General features: G+C 37.0%; 18 protein-coding genes. 15 read left to right on the plus strand and 3 right to left on the minus strand.

What is annotated here, in order from left to right:
- Window positions 1–3: 3 nt before the first annotated feature.
- Together G4Z05_RS11615 and G4Z05_RS11620 are read left to right on the plus strand one after the other, a co-directional pair.
- Window positions 4–786, plus strand: a complete 783-nt coding sequence (locus G4Z05_RS11615) for a fumarylacetoacetate hydrolase family protein (RefSeq protein ID WP_163252039.1) — start codon at window positions 4–6, stop codon at window positions 784–786.
- Between the two features lie 90 nt (window positions 787–876).
- Window positions 877–1,659 carry an IclR family transcriptional regulator gene (locus G4Z05_RS11620; RefSeq protein ID WP_163252040.1) on the plus strand — a complete coding sequence of 261 codons (783 nt, stop codon included), beginning with the start codon at window positions 877–879 and terminating at the stop codon, window positions 1,657–1,659.
- Window positions 1,660–1,989: 330 nt separating this feature from the next.
- Here the strand turns inward: G4Z05_RS11620 and G4Z05_RS11625 are convergent, their stop codons facing one another.
- Window positions 1,990–2,661, minus strand: coding sequence for a Dph6-related ATP pyrophosphatase (locus tag G4Z05_RS11625; RefSeq protein WP_163252041.1), 672 nt, complete (start codon window positions 2,659–2,661; stop codon window positions 1,990–1,992).
- Window positions 2,662–3,475: 814 nt separating this feature from the next.
- Window positions 3,476–4,402 (minus strand): DMT family transporter, encoded by a 927-nt coding sequence (locus G4Z05_RS11630; RefSeq protein ID WP_163252042.1) that lies wholly within the window; start codon window positions 4,400–4,402, stop codon window positions 3,476–3,478.
- A 522-nt stretch (window positions 4,403–4,924) separates the two neighbouring features.
- Between G4Z05_RS11630 and G4Z05_RS11635 the strand changes: the two genes are divergently transcribed.
- The 12 genes from G4Z05_RS11635 to G4Z05_RS11690 all read left to right on the plus strand — a co-directional run bounded on the left by G4Z05_RS11635 (window position 4,925) and on the right by G4Z05_RS11690 (window position 14,970).
- The gene (locus G4Z05_RS11635; RefSeq protein WP_163252043.1) at window positions 4,925–5,527 is read left to right on the plus strand and encodes a hypothetical protein; all 603 of its coding nucleotides are present in this window, start codon (window positions 4,925–4,927) and stop codon (window positions 5,525–5,527) included.
- A gap of 245 nt (window positions 5,528–5,772) precedes the next feature.
- A complete protein-coding gene (locus tag G4Z05_RS11640; RefSeq protein WP_163252044.1) occupies window positions 5,773–6,798 on the plus strand; it encodes a LacI family DNA-binding transcriptional regulator in 1,026 nt (341 codons plus the stop codon).
- The gene (locus G4Z05_RS11645) at window positions 6,795–7,676 is read left to right on the plus strand and encodes an energy-coupling factor transporter transmembrane component T family protein (protein ID WP_163252045.1); all 882 of its coding nucleotides are present in this window, start codon (window positions 6,795–6,797) and stop codon (window positions 7,674–7,676) included. The genes G4Z05_RS11640 and G4Z05_RS11645 overlap by 4 nt, the downstream gene beginning before the upstream one ends.
- A gap of 4 nt (window positions 7,677–7,680) precedes the next feature.
- Window positions 7,681–8,535 (plus strand): energy-coupling factor ABC transporter ATP-binding protein, encoded by an 855-nt coding sequence (locus G4Z05_RS11650; RefSeq protein WP_163252046.1) that lies wholly within the window; start codon window positions 7,681–7,683, stop codon window positions 8,533–8,535.
- Between the two features lie 10 nt (window positions 8,536–8,545).
- Window positions 8,546–9,403, plus strand: a complete 858-nt coding sequence (locus G4Z05_RS11655) for an energy-coupling factor ABC transporter ATP-binding protein (RefSeq protein ID WP_163252047.1) — start codon at window positions 8,546–8,548, stop codon at window positions 9,401–9,403.
- The gene (locus G4Z05_RS11660; RefSeq protein WP_163252048.1) at window positions 9,387–10,244 is read left to right on the plus strand and encodes a nucleoside phosphorylase; all 858 of its coding nucleotides are present in this window, start codon (window positions 9,387–9,389) and stop codon (window positions 10,242–10,244) included. Before G4Z05_RS11655 ends, G4Z05_RS11660 begins: the two co-directional genes overlap by 17 nt.
- Before the next feature lie 31 nt (window positions 10,245–10,275).
- Window positions 10,276–11,067 carry an MTAP family purine nucleoside phosphorylase gene (locus tag G4Z05_RS11665; protein WP_163252049.1) on the plus strand — a complete coding sequence of 264 codons (792 nt, stop codon included), beginning with the start codon at window positions 10,276–10,278 and terminating at the stop codon, window positions 11,065–11,067.
- Window positions 11,067–12,530: an amidohydrolase family protein gene (locus G4Z05_RS11670; protein WP_163252050.1), complete on the plus strand. Its 1,464-nt coding sequence runs from the start codon at window positions 11,067–11,069 to the stop codon at window positions 12,528–12,530. Before G4Z05_RS11665 ends, G4Z05_RS11670 begins: the two co-directional genes overlap by 1 nt.
- On the plus strand, window positions 12,527–13,135 hold the full coding sequence (locus G4Z05_RS11675; protein ID WP_163252051.1) for a class II aldolase/adducin family protein: 609 nt from the start codon (window positions 12,527–12,529) through the stop codon (window positions 13,133–13,135). Before G4Z05_RS11670 ends, G4Z05_RS11675 begins: the two co-directional genes overlap by 4 nt.
- A gap of 11 nt (window positions 13,136–13,146) precedes the next feature.
- Window positions 13,147–14,226: an S-methyl-5-thioribose-1-phosphate isomerase gene (mtnA, locus tag G4Z05_RS11680; RefSeq protein ID WP_205597535.1), complete on the plus strand. Its 1,080-nt coding sequence runs from the start codon at window positions 13,147–13,149 to the stop codon at window positions 14,224–14,226.
- 323 nt (window positions 14,227–14,549) lie between these two features.
- Window positions 14,550–14,726, plus strand: coding sequence for a hypothetical protein (locus tag G4Z05_RS11685; protein WP_163252052.1), 177 nt, complete (start codon window positions 14,550–14,552; stop codon window positions 14,724–14,726).
- A gap of 19 nt (window positions 14,727–14,745) precedes the next feature.
- Complete coding sequence (locus tag G4Z05_RS11690; protein ID WP_163252053.1) at window positions 14,746–14,970, plus strand: hypothetical protein; 225 nt, start codon at window positions 14,746–14,748, stop codon at window positions 14,968–14,970.
- A gap of 43 nt (window positions 14,971–15,013) precedes the next feature.
- On the opposite strand, the gene G4Z05_RS11695 is transcribed toward G4Z05_RS11690, so the two are convergent.
- Window positions 15,014–15,847, minus strand: a complete 834-nt coding sequence (locus G4Z05_RS11695; protein WP_163252054.1) for a TetR/AcrR family transcriptional regulator — start codon at window positions 15,845–15,847, stop codon at window positions 15,014–15,016.
- Window positions 15,848–15,947: 100 nt separating this feature from the next.
- Here G4Z05_RS11695 and G4Z05_RS11700 point away from each other — a divergent pair, with 100 nt between their 5' ends.
- Window positions 15,948–19,037, plus strand: coding sequence for an efflux RND transporter permease subunit (locus tag G4Z05_RS11700; RefSeq protein ID WP_163252055.1), 3,090 nt, complete (start codon window positions 15,948–15,950; stop codon window positions 19,035–19,037).
- Window positions 19,038–19,053: the final 16 nt, after the last annotated feature.

Below are 19,053 nucleotides of genomic sequence, written 5' to 3' on the forward strand. Positions count from 1 at the left end.
ACGATGAAATTTGCAAGATTTTTATGGAACGAAACGGTTTATACAGGAGTTATAAATGATGATGGGATCAAAGAAATTAAAGGGAATCTATTCGAAGAATGGGAGTATACAGGAAATGAGTTTTCCAAAAATGAAGTAAAGCTGCTTGCACCACTTGAGCCAAATCAAATCATTGGAATTGGTGCTAATTTTGTGGCCAAGCTAGAAGATCTTCCAGATAAATTGCCAGAAATCCCTGTTTTCTTTTTTAAACCAACGTCCTCTGTCATTGGTCCTGAGGATCCGATCATCATTCCATCAGGTATCAATGAAGTGAAATTTGAGTCAGAGTTAGCTGTTATTATCGGAAAAGAGGCCAAAAATGTGCCTGAATCGGAAGTACTTGATTATGTGTTTGGATATACAGTTGGGAATGATGTCACGGCGCCACAATTTTTCCATCAGGATGGGCATTGGACGATTGGTAAATCGTTTGACACTTTTACCCCATTAGGACCGGTCATTGAAACGGAGCTAGATCCTTTTAACATAAAGGTAACGGCAAGGGTTAATGGGATTGAAAAACAAAACAGTCCGACTGAGTTAATGATCATTCCAATAAGTAAGATGATTTCGTATTTGTCCAAGGTGATGACTTTAAAACCGGGAGATGTAATTTTGACAGGTAGTCCGGTAGGAGCTGAGTTGGTTGGTGAAGGTGATGTGATTGAATGCGAAATCAAAGAAATTGGTACACTCCAGAATATGTTTGTCATGAAAAAGGAAAATGTAAATGTAAATGTCTAACTATGTCTTGTCATGTCCGGCTTATTCAAGGTTTTAAGCCATCATCGCAGACATTTATCAGACACTATGGGTACATTTGAGGTGAATCGTTTGGAAAGAGAAAATATGGTGAAATCTGTGAGCCGGGCATTAGATATTATTCAAATTGTAAGTTCAAAAAAGGATGGGCTTGGTGTCACAGAGATTTCTAAACAAATTGATATTAATAAAAGCTCTGTATATAGAATTCTATCAACGCTTGTTAAGTATGGATATATGGAACAGGATGAAGATACGGGTCGTTATAAATTAGGCTATAAATTTTTAGAAATTAGTTCGAAAAAGTTAGAATCCATTGATCTCAGGGTGGAGGCAAAGCCTTTTTTACGGGAGTTAGAGAAAGAAACGAATGAGGTTATCCACCTTGTTGTTTACGATCAAGGTGAAGTCGTATATATCGAAAAATTAGAAGGAACAGAGACTTTAAGAATGCATTCCAAGGTTGGAAAAAGAGCTCCTATGCATTGTACTTCTGTCGGGAAAGCAATTCTTGCGTATTTGCCATCTAGTGAAGTACTGGAGATTCTTGATCGCAAAGGACTTCCCGTGCACACAGATAAAACGATTACCGATCGCAATACTTTTCTTGAGGAATTGGTCAAGGTTAGACAACGTGGCTATGCACTAGACTTGGAAGAAAATGAATATGGCATTCGCTGTATTGCGGCTCCGATTTTTGACCATTTAGGAAAAGTGATTGCAGCAGTAAGCATCTCTGGTCCAACGATTAGGATGACAAATGAAAGATTGGCACAGTTGCAAGAGAGAATACTGCAAATTGGTAAACAAATTTCAGCTCGGCTCGGATATATGGAGGAAATTCTGAATTCATGAAGTAGTCATAATAGGAAAAAGCCGGGTCGTCCCGGCTTTTTATGTGATAGGAATTAATTCGGTGGAATGAACGAATTCAACATGATATAAGCTGTCAACTTCCTTGATTTCGCAAAAACCAGAAGAGTATTGATACAAAATGACATATTTCTTTCCTTTATATAGAACATAAGACTTGTCTTTCATACAATCGCCGCCCTTCGATTTTTTTCTAAAAAAATAGTATATTTGTCGTACATTTTTATTTATGAATCGAGGAACAAATATATGTGAATTTTTTGTAGAAAAAAATGAAGAATGGTCTGTATCGAAATACGTCTATTTCAAAACTTATATGAATTGACAAGTTTTAAATTCCAATTTTTTAGTAGTTTCCAGTTCGACAACTTCCGGCTTATCTAATTGAATTCTCTTTGAAAATAATGGACCGTCAAAAACATAAGTATGATATTCCCCAGATTCCCCCATAGGACAAATCGCCACTTTTTGGATATCTTTCAAAAATGAGTCATCTAATAACCGACCAAGCCATGATTCATCTAATACATCTTCCCGTACTCGAATGACTACCGCCTGATAACCGGAATGAACAAATTGTTCGAGTAAATGGAGGGCATTCTCTGATCGAGTCCAAAGTGGATATATTGCCTCTACACCAGCAGCTTCAGCCACTTTTTCTCCCCACTCACGATGTTCGTCCAAATATAAATCTCCATAGGCAATTCCTGAAATTTGATATTGATTTTTCAAATCTTTTACTGTTTGAATAAATTGTTCTGTATAGCTTTCAAGCTGGCATTCAATGAAGTAAACAGGAATGGAAAGCGCTTCAGACTGTAATCGAATCATTTCCGTACGCTCACCATGACCAAAAGTCCGACCAATCTCTTTCGGTGCGGTCGTCACTAATGTTACAATCTCATAACCTTGCTGAATGAGGGTATGTAAGGCCATACAGCTATCTTTTCCGCCGCTCCACGATAAAGCAATTCTCTTCTTCATAGAATCCTTCCTAACATTATGAATTTACTAATATTATAACAAATTCTCTCGTTGTCTAAATGGTAGATTTGTTAGGAGAAATACTATTTTAATTAATAATCGATGAAGGGGTGTCGAATAGAACGAAAAAATGGTCGACAGTTAGGTCATGAAATCAATATGATGTTTTAAATGGGTTCACGAATTTGACACAACATCCTAAATTTTTTATACGTAAAATTTGACACAGTAAGACATGATTTTTGTTCATTTTTCAGAACGAAATTGCTAAGAAGATAAAATGGAAGATGAATTTGTAAAATTTACTGAAAAATAGTCGAAATTTTCAAATTTCATCAATGTCATATGTCTGGTAAAATGAAAGTAACAACATATATTGAAAGAAGACTATTGACGAAATTTGAATAAAACATAAGCAGAGAAAGGTGGGACTGCTATGATTGTAAAGGTAAAATTTTGGAGAAGATTAACCAAAAATCAGAAGCTGAGATTATTAAAGGAAAGGGCTCAAATATAAAGCCATTTTGTAAAGGTATGTAAGTTATTGACTTAAAGATCATTATGGAAATTTTATAGGATTTCAGTTTTTAAACATAGATTTCGTTCCTTGGTTCTATCCTTTGTAACGTGAAAATCCACCATTTGAAAAAGATGATCCCTCTAGTGAAGACAGATAAACAAAGGCGATTCTGTCTCACAAGAGGGATTTTTTATGGCAAAAATCGTATCAAACGGATGAAAAAATCGACGCAAGACTTATACATAATAAAGTAAATGATTATGCACAATGACACATTATAAAATATTTGGCACATCAAGCGGCAGTGTTTTTCTTTAGCCATTTTCGTTTAAATAGGGAAGGATTCGTTCCAATGAAAACCCCTGACAAAACTAATATCGCGCCAATTGCATGTGCTGTAGTTAAGGTTTCTCCTAAAAAGAAGGTCGCCATCAATACAGCTGAAACAGGCATGACATTAATAAAAATCGAAGCTTTTGCGGCACCGACCTGTTTAATACCGTAATAATACATAATAAAAGAGATTACAGTGACAAATATACTCATATGGGCAATAGCTAGCCAAGTCATCACATTTGCTTGAGTAATATCATGCCAAGTTGTATCGGCCAAAGCAAAAGGCAACAAAAATAAGGTGCCAAAAGCGACCGCATAGGTAGTAGATTCTACTGAACTATATTTCTTTAATACTACTTTGCCAACAACGCTGTAGATAGCCCAGCTGACAACAGCTCCGAGCAATACGAAATCAATCGGTTCAAAGCCTAGTTTGAATAAATCTATGATATGTCCGTCTGTAATAATATAGGTAGCTCCAGAAAGAGCGATGATCATGCCAACCACATGATTTTTCGTAATCGTTTCTTTTAAAAATAACCCTGATAAAAGTACGATTAAAACCGGATTGGAAGCAATAAATAATGAACTTTTTATTACGGGAGCGTGTTTAGTGGCAATAAAGAAACAAATATTGTAAAGGGCAATGCCGGTTAATCCTAAAATGGCAAATAATCCAAGATCTTTGATCGTTGGTTTCTTGCGGTTTTTTTCCATCACCCACATGATAGGAAATAGGAGTATGGCCGCGCCAAGAAATCGAATAAAAGCAACGGTTGACGGTTCAAAGCTTTGTACGGCCAATTTGCCGGCAATAAAGGCGCTTCCCCAAGTAGCCGTTGCCAACGTCAACATTCCATATGTCATCCACAATTTTTTCTTCATGGTTATCCCTTTCTCTCTTTTAACAATTTTATAAATTGGATTTTACCATGCTTTTTCGTGATGCGAAATATTTTTTTGGATAGGATGGTTGGTTGTGTTTAAATGCAAGGAAATAATTATGTAAATAGAAATTGTCGGTTAGAAACAACATGGTAAAGAAAATAATAGAAAGAATTTTTAAAAAATATTGAAAAGTAAATTTTGTACCTGTATAATGAAGAACAAGTAGGGAAACGTTTTTATATAACTAGGCGAGTAACACAGTGATTGTATAAATAATGACACCTTAACTGCCTGTACATACAAGTTTTATACTCAAAAATCCCGATTTTTTCTTTTTGATTTTTGTGGAATCGTTTCCATTCTGTATTAAAAGCTTTGCTTTTAATAATAAAAAATAAAAATTTTTCAACACAGAAAAAATGTCTGATGGGTGCAACAATGCTACAGAAAGGGGAGAAAAAGGAACGATCAAAAGGGGTTAGAAAGGAGAAGAAGGAATAAAAATTAGGGGGAGTTTGAATGAGAAAAAATTCCAGCTTTATAGTGGCGATGATTCCTGCAGGGATCGCACTGAACTGGGTGGCAAATTCCATTGTTGAAATGCTTAAACTACCAATTTTTTTAAATAACATTGGTACAGTCTTAAATGCCGTTGTTTTAGGACCAATCTATGGAATCGTAACAGCCCTCATGACGAATACCATTTTAGGATTAGTTGTTCGCTGGACCTATGTACCGTTTGCATTAGTAGGTGCTGCTGTAGCATTCATGGCCTATTTTTTCTTTAAAAAGGGATGGTATAAAAAGACTTGGAAAGTACTCGCGGCAGGTGCGATTGCTGGGGCGATAGGAGCAGTGATTTCCACTATTATTTCAGTCTATGTTTTTGGAGGTTTCTCGGGCCATGCTAATGATATCTTTACTGCTGGTTTAGTAGCTGCAGGACAACAAATTTTTAGTGCAACATTTATTGCCAACTTGCCAACAACAATCGTCGATAAAGTATTAACGTTTTGGATTGTTTCTATGATCTTAAAAATCTTCCCGGTTCGATTTTTACCAAATGCAAAAGATATCCGCGAAAAACTTGGCTTATCTTCTGGGAATGGAGCAGCATTATAGATCCAACATGAACAAGAAGAAACATCTTTATGATGTTTCTTCTAATAAACTCCTTAATGGAAACGTTTCCTTAAACCTTTTCATAATTACTATAAAAAATTTCATCAGTAGGAAAATATATTTCAGAAAATTATTGCTATTTAATTATTTAGAAATTACTATTAATATAGATACCTAAAAATAGTAATAAAAGGAAATGAAAGGATTTAAGGAAACGTTTCCATGTTTAATAGGAGGATATTGAAATGACTACGATTAAGGATGTTGCGAGAGAAGCAAATGTTTCCATATCAACCGTCTCAAGAGTATTAAATGGCAGTGGCTATACAAGTGAAGAAACAAGACAGAAGGTTTATCAAGCAGTTGAAAAACTAAACTTTAAGCGCAATATGATTGCAGCTGCGATGATAAAAAAACAAACATCGACCTTTGGATTAATTATTCCAGATATTAAAAACATTTTTTATGCAGACTTAACGAGAGCTGTAGAGGATACAGCCAATCAACATGGGTTTAATATCGTCCTTTGTAATACGGATAATAATTTAACGAAAGAAGCCGAGTATATTGATTTTCTCATTGCAAAGGGGGTAGATGGAATTATCTTTTCAACTCCAGAAGTCAAAGATAAAAACATTAAGCAAGTAGTAGAAGAATATCCTGATCTACCTGTTGTCATCCTTGGAAGTAAAATCCCTGGTGTAAAAATCAATGAAATTTTAGTAGACAACTTTGAGGGGGGATATATGGCAACCAATCATTTATTAGAATTGGGCCATAAAAAAATTGCTTTTATATCAGGAAGTGCGGATTCTTATGCCTCCATCGAAAGATATAAAGGATTTCAAAGTGCACTTGCCGATAAAAAAATAAAAATAATAGAAGATTTTGTCATCTTCGATAAGTTCTATATTGATAGTGGCTATAAAAATGGTTTGAAACTTCTTTCAAGACAAGATCGTCCAACCGCTATTTTTGCGGCTAGTGATGCGATCGCAGTGGGTATTTATAAAGCAGCAAGAGAGCTCAATTTAAAAATTCCTGAAGATTTGTCTATTATTGGTTTCGATGACTCGCAGTTTGCAGATATTGTTTTTCCTCCACTTACAACGATTCATACCCCTATCATTGAAATGGGAAATCGAGCGATGGAAATTGCTATTAAAACAATAAAGGAAAAAAGTCATGTAAAAGAAACGATTGTTTTTTATCCAACATTAGTAGAAAGAGAATCTACTAGGAAACTAGATGAAGGAGGTTGCCATTCATGAACAGTTTGTATATTGCAAGAGAAAGTATGATTCATCGGTTAGACCCGCGAACAAAGATTTTGTTTGTTTTATTTATTGTTATTAGTAGCTTCCTTTTTAAGGATCCAGCTATGCAGCTGATTCTTCTAATAGGAATGTTCCCTCTTGTTTTACTATCTAAATTAGTGAAGCAGTATTTGATGTCCATGCAGTTTCTTATGCTCTTTGTCGTGTTAATCATGACCATTCATGGAATTTATAATCCGATAGGCGAAACCCCGGTTTTTGAAATTTTCGGAGGGTTAACGTTCAAATATGAATCCTTGGTTTATGCTTCAGTTATGTCTTTTCGAATTCTTGTGATTGGTACAGCAGCTGTGATATTCGTTATGACCACACATCCTTCTGATTTAGCCATTGCATTAATGAAATGGAAAGTACCACATTCCATAGCCTTTATGTTTCTATCAACCTTTCAAATTATCCCTATCATTGCGAGAGAAGCAAAAATTGTCATGGAAGCTCAGCAAGCAAGATGTCTTGATGTGAAAGCCAATATTTTTGAAAGAGTGAAGCATCTAGTCCCCTTATTTGCACCATTGTTTATCATTACATTTGTAAAAGTTCACCAGTTATCTTATGTATTGGAATGCCGAGCATTTAGCCGAAATGGCGTAAAAACAAGTTTAAGAGAAACTAAGATATCCTCGTTGGATTATATGTTCATCAGTGGTATGCTTGTCCTTCTATTAACAGAGTTATATTTAAGTTTTGCCCAGCAAATTTCTTTAACCACAAGCAATTTACTAGTAAGTTCTTTATTTGCTGTATGGGCAGTGTTCTTCATCGTAATCGTAAAATTTGTATATAAAAAAGTGAGCGTATTCATAGGGGGATGAGTCAATGAGTAACCGAGATGCCATCGTCGTGGAAAATTTAACATTTCAATACCCTGATACTGAAACTCCCGTATTAAAAAATATCCATTTTACTTTAAAAGAAGGGGAAGTTTTAGGGATTATTGGTCGGACAGGATCAGGGAAAACAACTTTGGCCATGTGTTTAAACCGGTTAGTTCCGACAGTCATTCAAGGAAATTTAGAAGGAACGATATCTGTATTTGGACAGGACATCTCTCAACGGTCTGTGGCAGATATGGCAGATAAGGTAGGCTTTGTTTTTCAAGAACCGGAAAACCAGCTTAGCCAAATGACAGTGGAAGAAGAAATTGCTTTTGGTATGGGGAATTTAGGGATTTCTAGAGAAGAAATGAAATATCGAATTCAAGAAACCTTAAAACAAGTAGGATTAGAAGGATTCGAAAAAAGAAGTCCCCTTGCCTTATCAGGTGGCCAGCAACAACGATTGGCGATCGCTTCTGTGATGGCAATGAGACCTTCGATCATGATCATGGATGAGCCTACTTCAATGCTGGATCCTCGTGGGAAAAATGAAGTCTATGATGTTTTACGAAAAATAAAAACATATGGAATGACAGGGGTCATCATTGATCATGAAGTGGAAAGAATGGCAAGTTATTGCGATAAAATTCTTGTTCTCGATGATGGAGAAGTAATCATGTTTGGTACACCGAAAGAGGTATTTTCTGAACTCACCCTTTTACATGAGATGGAAATGAATGCCCCTCAAGTAACAGAATTGGCTGATCGATTAAGGAAAGAATTACAGATTGATGTTGGAAGTCCCATTACTGTCGAGGAAGCAGTAAAAGCGTTTCAAATCGTCTCGATAAAATAGGAGGAACAATATGGAACCATTTATTAAAGTTACAGGAGTTTCACATGTATACCCTAATGGGGTTACTGCTATTCAGGATGTGAACCTTGAGATTGGAGAAGGGGAAATTGTTGCTGTTCTTGGTAGTAATGGTTCAGGAAAAACCACTTTAGTGAAACATTTTAATGGGTTATTGAAACCGACTACGGGTCAAGTCACTGTAGGAAATATGAATACAAAAAAAGAAAGAATTGCCAAACTTTCTAGTCTAGTAGGGTACGTATTTCAAAATCCTAATCATCAAACCTTTTTGCCTACAGTTAGACAAGAACTTTATTATGGCTGTAAAAATTTAAAGATTTCTGAAGAGGAAACGGAAAAACGAGTGAAAAAAGCGATTGAATTATTTGAACTTGAGAATTTATTGGATGCCAATCCTTTTGATTTAAATTCAAGTAAAAGAAAAGAAATTGGTATGGCTTCGATCATGGCTATATCCCCGAAAGTTGTCGTCCTCGATGAGCCTACGACAGGGCAGGATCACAAAGGATGTAAACGGGTATTGGAATTGGTAAAAATGTTTCATGAACATGGCCATATCGTGGTATTGGTTACGCATGATATGCAATTAATCGGTGAGTTAAATTGCCGTGTTGTCATCATGAATAAAAGTAGAAAAATTGCTGATGATCGTGCGGATGTTGTTTTTAAAAATCAGGAATTATTGAAGACAGCAGACTTGCAACCACCACAGGTGATGGAATTGGCAAACCAACTAACTTATTTAAATAGGAATGAATCCTACTTAACAATTGATTCCATTGTTAAGTGGTTCAAACATAACAAAAAAGGTTTAGAGGAGGAACGGAAAATTGGTACAGGATCTTAAATGGCAAACCAATGCCAATCGCCCAGAAACAGAAAATAAAGCACAATATCATATTCGGTGCGCACCTGGAGATATTGCAAAATATGTTCTATTACCTGGTGATCCTGAAAGGGTTCCCATGATGGCAAAATTATGGGATGAAAGCCGTCATATCGCCACTTATCGTGAGCATGTTACCTATACAGGAAAAGTGGCTGGTGTCGAGATATCTGCTTGTTCCACCGGAGCAGGAGGCCCTTCAACTGCAAGTGCATTAGAAGAACTAGCTGAAATCGGTGCTGAAACATTTATTCGAGTAGGTACATGTGGGGCCATGCAGGATTATATTGATCCAGGTGATCTCATTATTTGTGCTGGGGCTGTTCGATATGATGGGACCAGTGATCAGTATGTAGATTCCAAATATCCAGCACTAGCCAATCAAGAGGTAGTATTGGCTTTGATTGAAGCAGCAGAAAAATTAAATGTGAAATACCATGTGGGATTGGCCTACACCTCTGCATCCTTTTTCTGTGGTCAAGGTCGCCCAGGATTCAATAATTACAAACAAAGCTGGATGGAAACAATCCTAAATGATATGCAGCGGGCAGGGGTTTTAAATTTTGAAATGGAAGCTGCCACCGTTCTTACCTTAAGCCATTTATTTGGCCTTCGGGCAGGTGCTGTTTTCTCTGTAGTGGCCAACCGGGTGAAAGATCAATTTGCTTATAAGGGGAGGGCTATTGAACAGTCGGTTGCCGTTTCTACTGAGGCAGTTAAGATTTTGGCACATTGGGATCAATTGAAGAAACAAGCAGGAAAGAAATATTTTTATCCGTCCTTATTAACATCCTATTTATAGATTCATAGATTTTGGAAAGGAGAAGAATGGAATGAAAATTGGCGTAATTGGTGGAACAGGGTTTTATGATCTTTTAAAAGAGGCAGAAAAAATAGAGGTTACAACTGAATTTGGTGTAGTCCCTGTATTTAAAGGAGAGCATGCTAATAAAGAAGTTTATTTCCTACCGAGACATGGGGAAAATCATCATTGCCTTGCGCATGAAGTGAATTATCGAGCCAATATGCTAGCGCTAAAACAATTAGGGGTTCATCATGTATTGGCAATGTGTGCTGTCGGTTCGTTAAATCCTGAGATTCCAGTTGGCCATTTTGCTTTATTAGATGATTTTGTGGATGTGACGACTAATCGAGTAAAAACGTATGGAAAATATTCAGTGGATATTAGTCGTCCGTACGATGAAGAACTCCGCCAGTATTTTATAGAAGCGGCAAGACAAACAGGAATAGAGTTGACTCCAAAAGCCACCTACATCACAGTAGATGGACCAAGATATGAAACATCTGCTGAAATTAAATTATACCGCAGTTGGGGAATGGATGTAGTCGGAATGACAAACGGCACGGAAGCAAGTTTAGCAAGAGAACTAGGAATTGCTTATGCGGTGGTAACACTTGCAACGGATATGGCAGCAGGAATGACCGATGTAGCCCCAGATTTAGAAATGCATCGAAGTGTTGTAAAAAATAACAAAGAAAAAATGATCAAGCTTTTCTTAAAAACAATCGAATTGGTTGAAACAAACGGAAAATCGGAAGCGATGCTAGCTTATGAACGTGCGATTGAAGCTAGAAAAGATAAGCTGGCAGCAACAAAGGCATAATGAAGTTACTCATAAAAAATACAACCCTCATTACGATGAATGAGGAGAAGGAGATTATCCAAGGCAGTTTATTGATTGAAAACGGAAAGATTAAAGACATCATTCCTACCTCTTCCGGTAGTGAATTCGACTTTACTGCCGGGGAGGTGATGGATGGTAGGGAAATGATCGTCTTACCTGGTATGACCAATGCACATTATCATTCTTATTCCAATCTATTAAAGGGAACCATCAGTAATTTGCCATTAGAGATTTGGTCCCTTTACACCGTTGCATACGGTCATTCTTTGGATGATCAAGACATTGAATTAGCGGTTCTATTAGGTGCCATTGACATGATTAAAAGCGGCATTACTTCCTGTGTTGATCATTTTCCACATATTCGAAGAACGGAAGCCGCATTAAAGGCCTATGAAAAAACAGGACTGAAAATCGGGTTTGCGCCAATGATGCATGATGTTTTTGATCATTATTTTCTTCCAGTTTCATTGCCCCTGAATATAAAAGAAAAACTGGAAGCTGTCAAGCCAAATTCACCGAAAGTAATGAGGGAGTATTATACAAATCTCATAAAAAATTGGCATCAAAAAAAGGGGAAAATATCGATTTTGTTAGGTCCAAATGCTCCACAAAGATGTACGGATGAAATGCTTAATCTTTGTGAAGAGTTAAGTAAGCAAGAAGATCTTTTTATTCATACACACTTACTAGAGACAGAGATTCAAAAACGTGTGGGGGATAGGGCCTTTACAGACGGGATCATTGGTAGATTAAAAAAATATAAACTTCTATCATCCAAATTATCGACAGCCCATTCTGTCTGGCTAAATGATAGAGAAATAGACCTTTTTGCTGAACATGGGGTTACCGTTGTTTGTAATCCGGTTAGTAACTTGATGCTTGGTAGTGGTATAGCTCCTTTACCCCAATATTTGCGTGCAGGTGTTCATGTGGCGTTAGGGACAGACTCTTCGAATTGTGGCATTTCTCATAATTTATTTGAAGTCATGAGAATGGCTCTATTGATTCATCGGGTAGGGAATAACGGCTATGAACAATGGATCCAACCATGGAATGTCTTGCAAATGTCGATTAATGGCGGTGCTCATGTTTTTGGAGAGGCGCATCAACGAGGGAAAATTCAAAAAGGCTATGTTGCAGATTTAGTTTTGATGAAAAAGGATACACCAACCTTTGCAACGAACTCTGATTTGATCTCCCAACTCGTTTTCTATGAAAATGGGAGTTCTGTTGATTCTGTTTTGATTAATGGTGAATGGGTGCTAAAAAATAAGAAAATTATGACGTTTGATGAACAATCCGTGATACGGCGAGTCCAAGAAAGATACGAAGTTATCATGGAAAAATGTCAATCCGCCCTGGAGTTGGCAAAGGAAGCACACCCCTATTTTGCTAGAATGTACCATACGATTTATGATCAAATAAAGGAGGCCATCCAATGAATATTGAGTTGCTTAAAAAAGAGCTTGAGTATATATCACATAAGGTATACCAAAAGGGGTTTACACAAGCAACGGGAGGAAATATAAGTGTGCGCATTCCTGGTACAGATCAGGTTCTCATTAAAAAAAGTGGTGTCAGTTTAGGAGAAGTTTCAAGAGAAGATGCATTAATTGTCAACATGGACGGGAAAGTGCTGGAAGGGCAAGGCAAACCTTCGAAAGAAATTGGTTTTCATCTCGGCATCTATCAAACTCGTCCGGATGTACATGCAGTGGTTCACTGTCATCCGAACTATGCCGTGGGTTATGCCTGTTTAGGACAAGAATTACCACTCCCAACGGTAACCGCTCGTAAATTATTAGGTAAAGTTCCCTGTGTTGAAGTAGCTCCATCAGGTTCCCCAGAATTAGCTAGATTTGTTGTAGAAGCATTCGAAACATATCCTGATATAAAAGCAGTATTAATGAAAGATCATGGAATTTGTGCTGTTGGACCTACTCTTGAAGCTGCTTATAATGTAACGGATTTATTAGAAGCAACAGCGAAACAGGCTTTCATTGTTTCTCAATTAAAAGCAGCCCAAAAATTGCCTGTACATCAATAAAGGGGGGATGGATGAGGATGGATCGAATCGTTGCCTTGATGAAAGAATTAAAATCGAAAAATTTGGCACTCCCTATTTGGTTTGAAGAGGGGGCATTGAAAGTAATTGATCAATTAAAGCTTCCATTCCAAGAGGAAGTCTATACCTTACATGATGTGTCCGAATTGGCAAAGGCAATTAAAAATATGAATATTAGAGGTTCTGGGGCCATTGGTATTTGTGGAGTTTATGGGATTCTATTAGCTGCTTTGAAATCTAATGGAAAGAAAGAAACAATTCTAGAAGCAGCTACCTTATTAAAAAGTACGAGACCAACAGCTGTCAATTTAATGAAAACCATTGATGAAATGGTTTCCGTCGCCGAAGGCAGTTCGGAGGATATTGTAGAAAAAGTAGAACAAAAAGCGGTCGAAATTCTAAAGCGGCAACTTCAATTTGAATATGATTTAGGAGCTCATGGGGCTGAACTCATCAATGATGGTGATACGATTATGACCCATTGCCATTCTGGAGCTTTAGGTGGTTCCGGGTTCGGTGGACGTGCATTATCTGTCATTCGAACAGCCTTTGAACAAGGGAAAAAAATTCATGTTTACACATGCGAAACACGCCCTTATTTACAAGGAGCAAGAATTACGGCCTATGAACTGAAGAAATTTGGAATCCCACATACATTAATCACAGATGGAATGTCTGGATATTTTATGAATCAAGGCTATATCCAAAAAGTGGTGGTTGGTTCAGATCGTGTCGCTGGAAACGGGGATTTAGCCAATAAAATCGGAACCTATAATCATGCGCTAGCCGCCAAAGCCAATGGAATTCCTTTTTATACCGCAACTTCCAGTCACACCATTGATTTCTTCACAAAAAGTGGAAAAGAGATTGAAGTGGAAATGAGAAACGGAGACGAAGTCGTTTATTTAAATGGGACTCGTATTGCGCCTGAAGGAACCCATGCCTTGTATCCATCATTTGACATTACACCAAATGAACTGATTACTGGAATTATTACGGAAATCGGTGTCATTCAGTCACCGTATGATAGAAATCTAAAAAAATTAGCCAACAATAATCCTGTTACCATTTAATATCCCATTCAAAAAGTAGACATACTTGTCTACTTTTTTTTATGAAATGATTTACAATAAGAACCATTTCAATAGACACACTCATTTACCATACCGTACATTGACTTCATTCGCGCATCTTAAATGACCTCCGGTTCATGTTGTTTCCATTATTTAGCTTCATGTACATAGCAACGTTTTTTGGATGTTATTCATAAACTATACTATCCACTATTGTTCAACATATCGACATGGAATAAAAATCACACAATGATTGATTTGAATCGAAAAATTTGGACAAAACTATAAAGATGAAAGTCCATTTTTTGATGAGGTGAATAGGTATGAAAGAACCGTTGGAATACTCACCAATTTTTTATAATGAAGTGATCCACTATTTAGAAACGAAATGGAACCGCCAGCTTGATGATCATGAGCGTCATGTGTTAATTGAAGGTTATCGTTTTGGGAGGTTAATTGAAGCGGAAAATGAAATAAAAATTTTGTTTAGCAATCAATAAATGTTCAAAGGAGTAGCATATGTATCAAATCACTAACATGATCATCGATGATGATTTTGTCACAGAAGAATATGTCACTGTTCAGTTTATTCATCATCAAAGGCAGTATAGTGTTACCTTTAAAAAAGCAGATCTGGAAGTGGTAAATGAATGGGTTTTCGAAGAGGAAACATCACTTCCTGCCGATTTACCAAATGAACTGATTGAATCTATACGTGAGGAAATAAAGAAAAAAATCTATTAAAAAAGGGAGGCAGAATGACTTATGAAGTACATTCTGCCATTTTTTATAAACATTTAAAGTAACGGTCTATTAAATAGGGAATCCATTTACATTGGGGATGTTGGCGAATATTTTCCTGTAATCCTTTTACGATTGCAGGACTCAGACTTGGATAAATGAGTTCATTTTTAAGCAGAAGCAGGGATTCCTTAATAATGGGATCGTCCACTTCCTCTACCAATTGTTCCATTTTTTGGATGAGTTGTTCTTTTGTTTCTCTTCCATATTCTGGACCGGTAAATATTTGATGAAGATCTTCCGATATAAATGGAAGTGTCATATGCTTAGCCAATACATTCGTTTTTTCCACTAGCGAATGAGCTAGTAATTCCAAATTAAGTGGGACATTATAGATCACAAAGAGATGGGAATATGTTTGTATAAATCCTTTAATGCAATACATTAAATCATATTTGGTCTGTCGGATTCGTTCACCATAAAGGTGTTCAATCATGGTTAAGATGACTTTATCCAACATGCGGTTGAAATCATACATTTTATGGATGAATTCCTCATTAATGGTATGGGCTTGTTCTTTCATAAGAAGTTTGGCGAAATCCGAATGTTTATGAAAGGATTGAAACGTCGTGAAAAAAAATTCATATAAAAGTTTTTCGTTTTTTGTGTTTCTGACTACGTAGTCAATTTCAGATAGGAATTGCATCATGAAATGATCAATTAAGGCTAATATTAATTCATCTTTTGACTTAAAGGATAAATAAAACGCCCCTTTTGAAATGCCGCAATGTTCAGTAATTTGCTGGACAGAAGTCGATTCAAATCCTTGTTTGGCAAATAATTCTAATGCTTTTTCCATAATTAATTGTTTTTTTGCCATGATGAAGAAACACTCCAAAATTCATTTTGTTGACAAATGACTAGTTGGTCAGTATTATATGGAATTAGGTCAAAAAAGTCAATCTTAGGTAGGTGTCATTGTGAAAGGACTAGTCAATTTTGTCACAAGAAATAAATTAGCCGTATGGTTATTGACAATCATTATTACTGTATCTGGCATTTATTCAGGTACACGAATGAAGACGGAAACGATTCCTGATATTTCGATTCCATACTTAATGGTTATGGGGGTCTATCCAGGTGCTACCCCTGAGAAAGTAATGGAAGAGATCTCCATGCCTATTGAAAAAGCCGTCGAAGGCTTGGAAGATGTGAAGGCAGTTTATTCCAATTCCTATTCTAACATGTCAAGTATACAGGTGGAATATGAATATGGGATTGATATGGACGAGGCAAAACGAGCTCTACAATCGGCGATAGATAATGTGAAGTTGCCGGAAGGGGCTGAAAAACCGACAATTACTGCCATTAGTATGAATATGATGCCTGTTGTCGCTCTAAGTGTGAGCAGTAAAACGGAAGATATCGTTGAATTAACGTCAACGGTTGAGGATATTTTGCTTCCGAAAATGGAGAAAATCGATGGTGTGGCATCGGCTACCATTACCGGTCAGCATATCGAAGAAGTTCAACTTACGTATAACAAAGAAAAAATGGCGGAACTTGGTTTAACAGAAGAAAATGTTAAACAAATGATTCAATCAAGTGATATGGCTGTCTCGCTCGGATTGTTCGAGTTTAAAGAAGGGGAGCAAGCAGTTTCCATTGACGGTAAATTGATGACAACGGATGAACTAAAGGAAATGCTTATTCCAGTCACACCGACAGCCACTCACCCACAGCCATTTGTTAAGCTAAGTGACATCGCAGATATTAAGGAAGTAGGTAAAGTTCAATCTGTTTCACGTACGAACGGAAAAGATGCGATTGCTGTACAAATTGTAAAAGAACAACAAGCGAATACCGTAGATGTTGTAAATGCTGTGAAAGACTTGATTAAAGAACAAGAGAAGAAAATTGATGGAATCATCATCGATGTTTCCCTTGACCAAGGAAAACCGATTGAAGAATCTGTCTCAACCATGGTAGAAAAAGCTGTATTTGGTGGTCTGATTGCGGTATTAATCATCCTTCTATTTCTACGTGATGTTAAATCAACGATTATTTCTATTATCTCTATTCCAGTATCGGTATTCATGGCGTTTTTACTGTTAAACTGGATGGATATTACATTAAACATCATGACACTTGGTGCGGTTACGGTTGCAATCGGGCGTGTCATTGATGACTCCATTGTAGTAGTTGAAAATATTTATCGTCGTTTACATTTAAAAGGAGAGAAGTTAACAGGCCGTGCGCTGATTCGTGAAGCAACGATTGAAATGTTCAAACCAATTCTGTCTTCTACTTTAGTAACAGTTGCGGTATTTGCTCCGTTAATGTTTGTAGGCGGAATGGTTGGCGAATTATTTATGCCATTTGCTTTAACAATGGCCTTTGCACTAGGTGCTTCATTAATTGTTGCGATCACTATTGTTCCGGCTCTTTCCCACTTCTTATTTAAAAAGAAATTATATAGTGAAAAAACAGAAGGCGACCATAAAGAAGTAGGGAAATTGGCAAATTGGTATAAAGGAATCCTTAATTGGAGTTTGAACCATAAAATAGTGACCTCTCTGATTGCCATTGTATTATTGGTGGGCAGTTTGGCATTAACGCCTTTGATCGGTTTCAGTTTTATGGGTAGTGAAGAAGAAAAAGTCATGTACTTGACCTATACGCCTGCTCCTGGAGAACTTAAGGAAGAAACGTTAAAAAATGTGGCCACTGTGGAAGAAAAATTATTGAAACGGGATGATATTGATATTGTACAAGTATCCGTATCTGAAAATGGCGACCCTACTGCAGCCATGATGGGTGGAGGTAGTAATGGAGCTTTAATGTACCTCATTTTTGATCCCGATATGGAAAACTTCCCAGAGGTTCGAGAAGAAATTGAAGAGTATGTATTTAACATTGGTCAATCAGGAGAATGGAAGAGCCAAAACTTCTCTTCCATGTCCGGAGCGGCTTCCAATGAGATTAGCTACAATTTCTACAGTGAAGACTTAGGGAAACTAAATAAAGCCATCAAGATGGCGGAAGAAGTAATGAAGAAAAACGATGGGCTAGAAGATGTATCATCTAGTTTGGAAGAGGCCTTTACGGAATATACGTTTCATGTTTCTCAGGATGAATTAATGCAATACGGCCTTACAACTGGCCAACTTGTGATGATGTTAAATCCAATGGAAAATAAGGAAGTATTAACAACGATAGAAAAGGACGGAAAATCTTTAGAGGTAATCGTTCAGCAAAAACAAGAAGCTGCTCAACCGAAGTCTATTGACGAAATGTTAGCAACACCAGTTCCGACAGCTCAAGGGAATACCGTGCCACTTTCTGAAATTGTATCAGTAGAGAAAGGCACGACACAAAATACCCTTTCGCGTAGTAAAGGTGAATACTATGCTTCGGTGTCAGGAACGATTAAAGAAAAAGATATATCAAAAGTTTCCACTGAAGTAAATAAAGAAATAGAAAAATTAGATTTACCTAAAGGTGTCAGCTATGGTGCTTCAGGTGTTCAAGAAGATATGAAAGAAACCTTTACTCAATTAGGTATCGCCATGGCGGCAGCAGTAGGTATTGTCTACTTCATTTTAGTTGTTACGTTTGGTGAAGGTCTTGCTCCGTTTGCAATCCTGTTCTCATTACCATTTGCGGTTATCGGTTCCTTTGTCGGTTTATATATTGCCGATGAGACGATTTCTGTTTCCGTCATGATGGGACTACTAATGTTGATTGGTATCGTTGTAACCAACGCGATTGTTCTCGTTGACCGGATTATTCATATGGAACGTGATGGCATGAATATGAGAGAGGCGATTCTAGAAGCAGGGGCTACACGTCTTCGTCCAATCTTAATGACAGCCATTGCTACCATTGGCGCATTAATTCCACTTGTCATTGGAAATGGTGGCGGCGGATTAATCTCAAAAGGGTTAGGGATAGCTGTTATTGGTGGATTGGCAAGTTCAACATTATTAACATTGATTGTTGTTCCAATCGTCTATGAAGTTCTTTCAAAGATCTTTAAGAAAAACCGCAAAGAAATAGAAGAAAACTAACTAAAAAAGACGGCTC

It is taken from the genome of Neobacillus thermocopriae (assembly GCF_010975035.1).
Classification (GTDB): domain Bacteria; phylum Bacillota; class Bacilli; order Bacillales; family Cytobacillaceae; genus Neobacillus; species Neobacillus thermocopriae.

What these genes read in the sequence shown, in the direction of transcription:
- G4Z05_RS11670 (WP_163252050.1), top strand. Translation starts at nt 11,067, where the DNA reads ATGAAGTTACTCATAAAAAATACAACCCTCATTACGATGAATGAGGAG.
- G4Z05_RS11690 (WP_163252053.1), top strand. Translation starts at nt 14,746, where the DNA reads ATGTATCAAATCACTAACATGATCATCGATGATGATTTTGTCACAGAA.
- mtnA (WP_205597535.1), top strand. Translation starts at nt 13,147, where the DNA reads ATGAGGATGGATCGAATCGTTGCCTTGATGAAAGAATTAAAATCGAAA.
- G4Z05_RS11645 (WP_163252045.1), top strand. Translation starts at nt 6,795, where the DNA reads ATGAACAGTTTGTATATTGCAAGAGAAAGTATGATTCATCGGTTAGAC.
- G4Z05_RS11675 (WP_163252051.1), top strand. Translation starts at nt 12,527, where the DNA reads ATGAATATTGAGTTGCTTAAAAAAGAGCTTGAGTATATATCACATAAG.
- G4Z05_RS11685 (WP_163252052.1), top strand. Translation starts at nt 14,550, where the DNA reads ATGAAAGAACCGTTGGAATACTCACCAATTTTTTATAATGAAGTGATC.
- G4Z05_RS11665 (WP_163252049.1), top strand. Translation starts at nt 10,276, where the DNA reads ATGAAAATTGGCGTAATTGGTGGAACAGGGTTTTATGATCTTTTAAAA.
- G4Z05_RS11640 (WP_163252044.1), top strand. Translation starts at nt 5,773, where the DNA reads ATGACTACGATTAAGGATGTTGCGAGAGAAGCAAATGTTTCCATATCA.
- G4Z05_RS11650 (WP_163252046.1), top strand. Translation starts at nt 7,681, where the DNA reads ATGAGTAACCGAGATGCCATCGTCGTGGAAAATTTAACATTTCAATAC.
- G4Z05_RS11635 (WP_163252043.1), top strand. Translation starts at nt 4,925, where the DNA reads ATGAGAAAAAATTCCAGCTTTATAGTGGCGATGATTCCTGCAGGGATC.
- G4Z05_RS11615 (WP_163252039.1), top strand. Translation starts at nt 4, where the DNA reads ATGAAATTTGCAAGATTTTTATGGAACGAAACGGTTTATACAGGAGTT.
- G4Z05_RS11625 (WP_163252041.1), bottom strand. Translation starts at nt 2,661, where the DNA reads ATGAAGAAGAGAATTGCTTTATCGTGGAGCGGCGGAAAAGATAGCTGT.
- G4Z05_RS11695 (WP_163252054.1), bottom strand. Translation starts at nt 15,847, where the DNA reads ATGGCAAAAAAACAATTAATTATGGAAAAAGCATTAGAATTATTTGCC.
- G4Z05_RS11630 (WP_163252042.1), bottom strand. Translation starts at nt 4,402, where the DNA reads ATGAAGAAAAAATTGTGGATGACATATGGAATGTTGACGTTGGCAACG.
- G4Z05_RS11655 (WP_163252047.1), top strand. Translation starts at nt 8,546, where the DNA reads ATGGAACCATTTATTAAAGTTACAGGAGTTTCACATGTATACCCTAAT.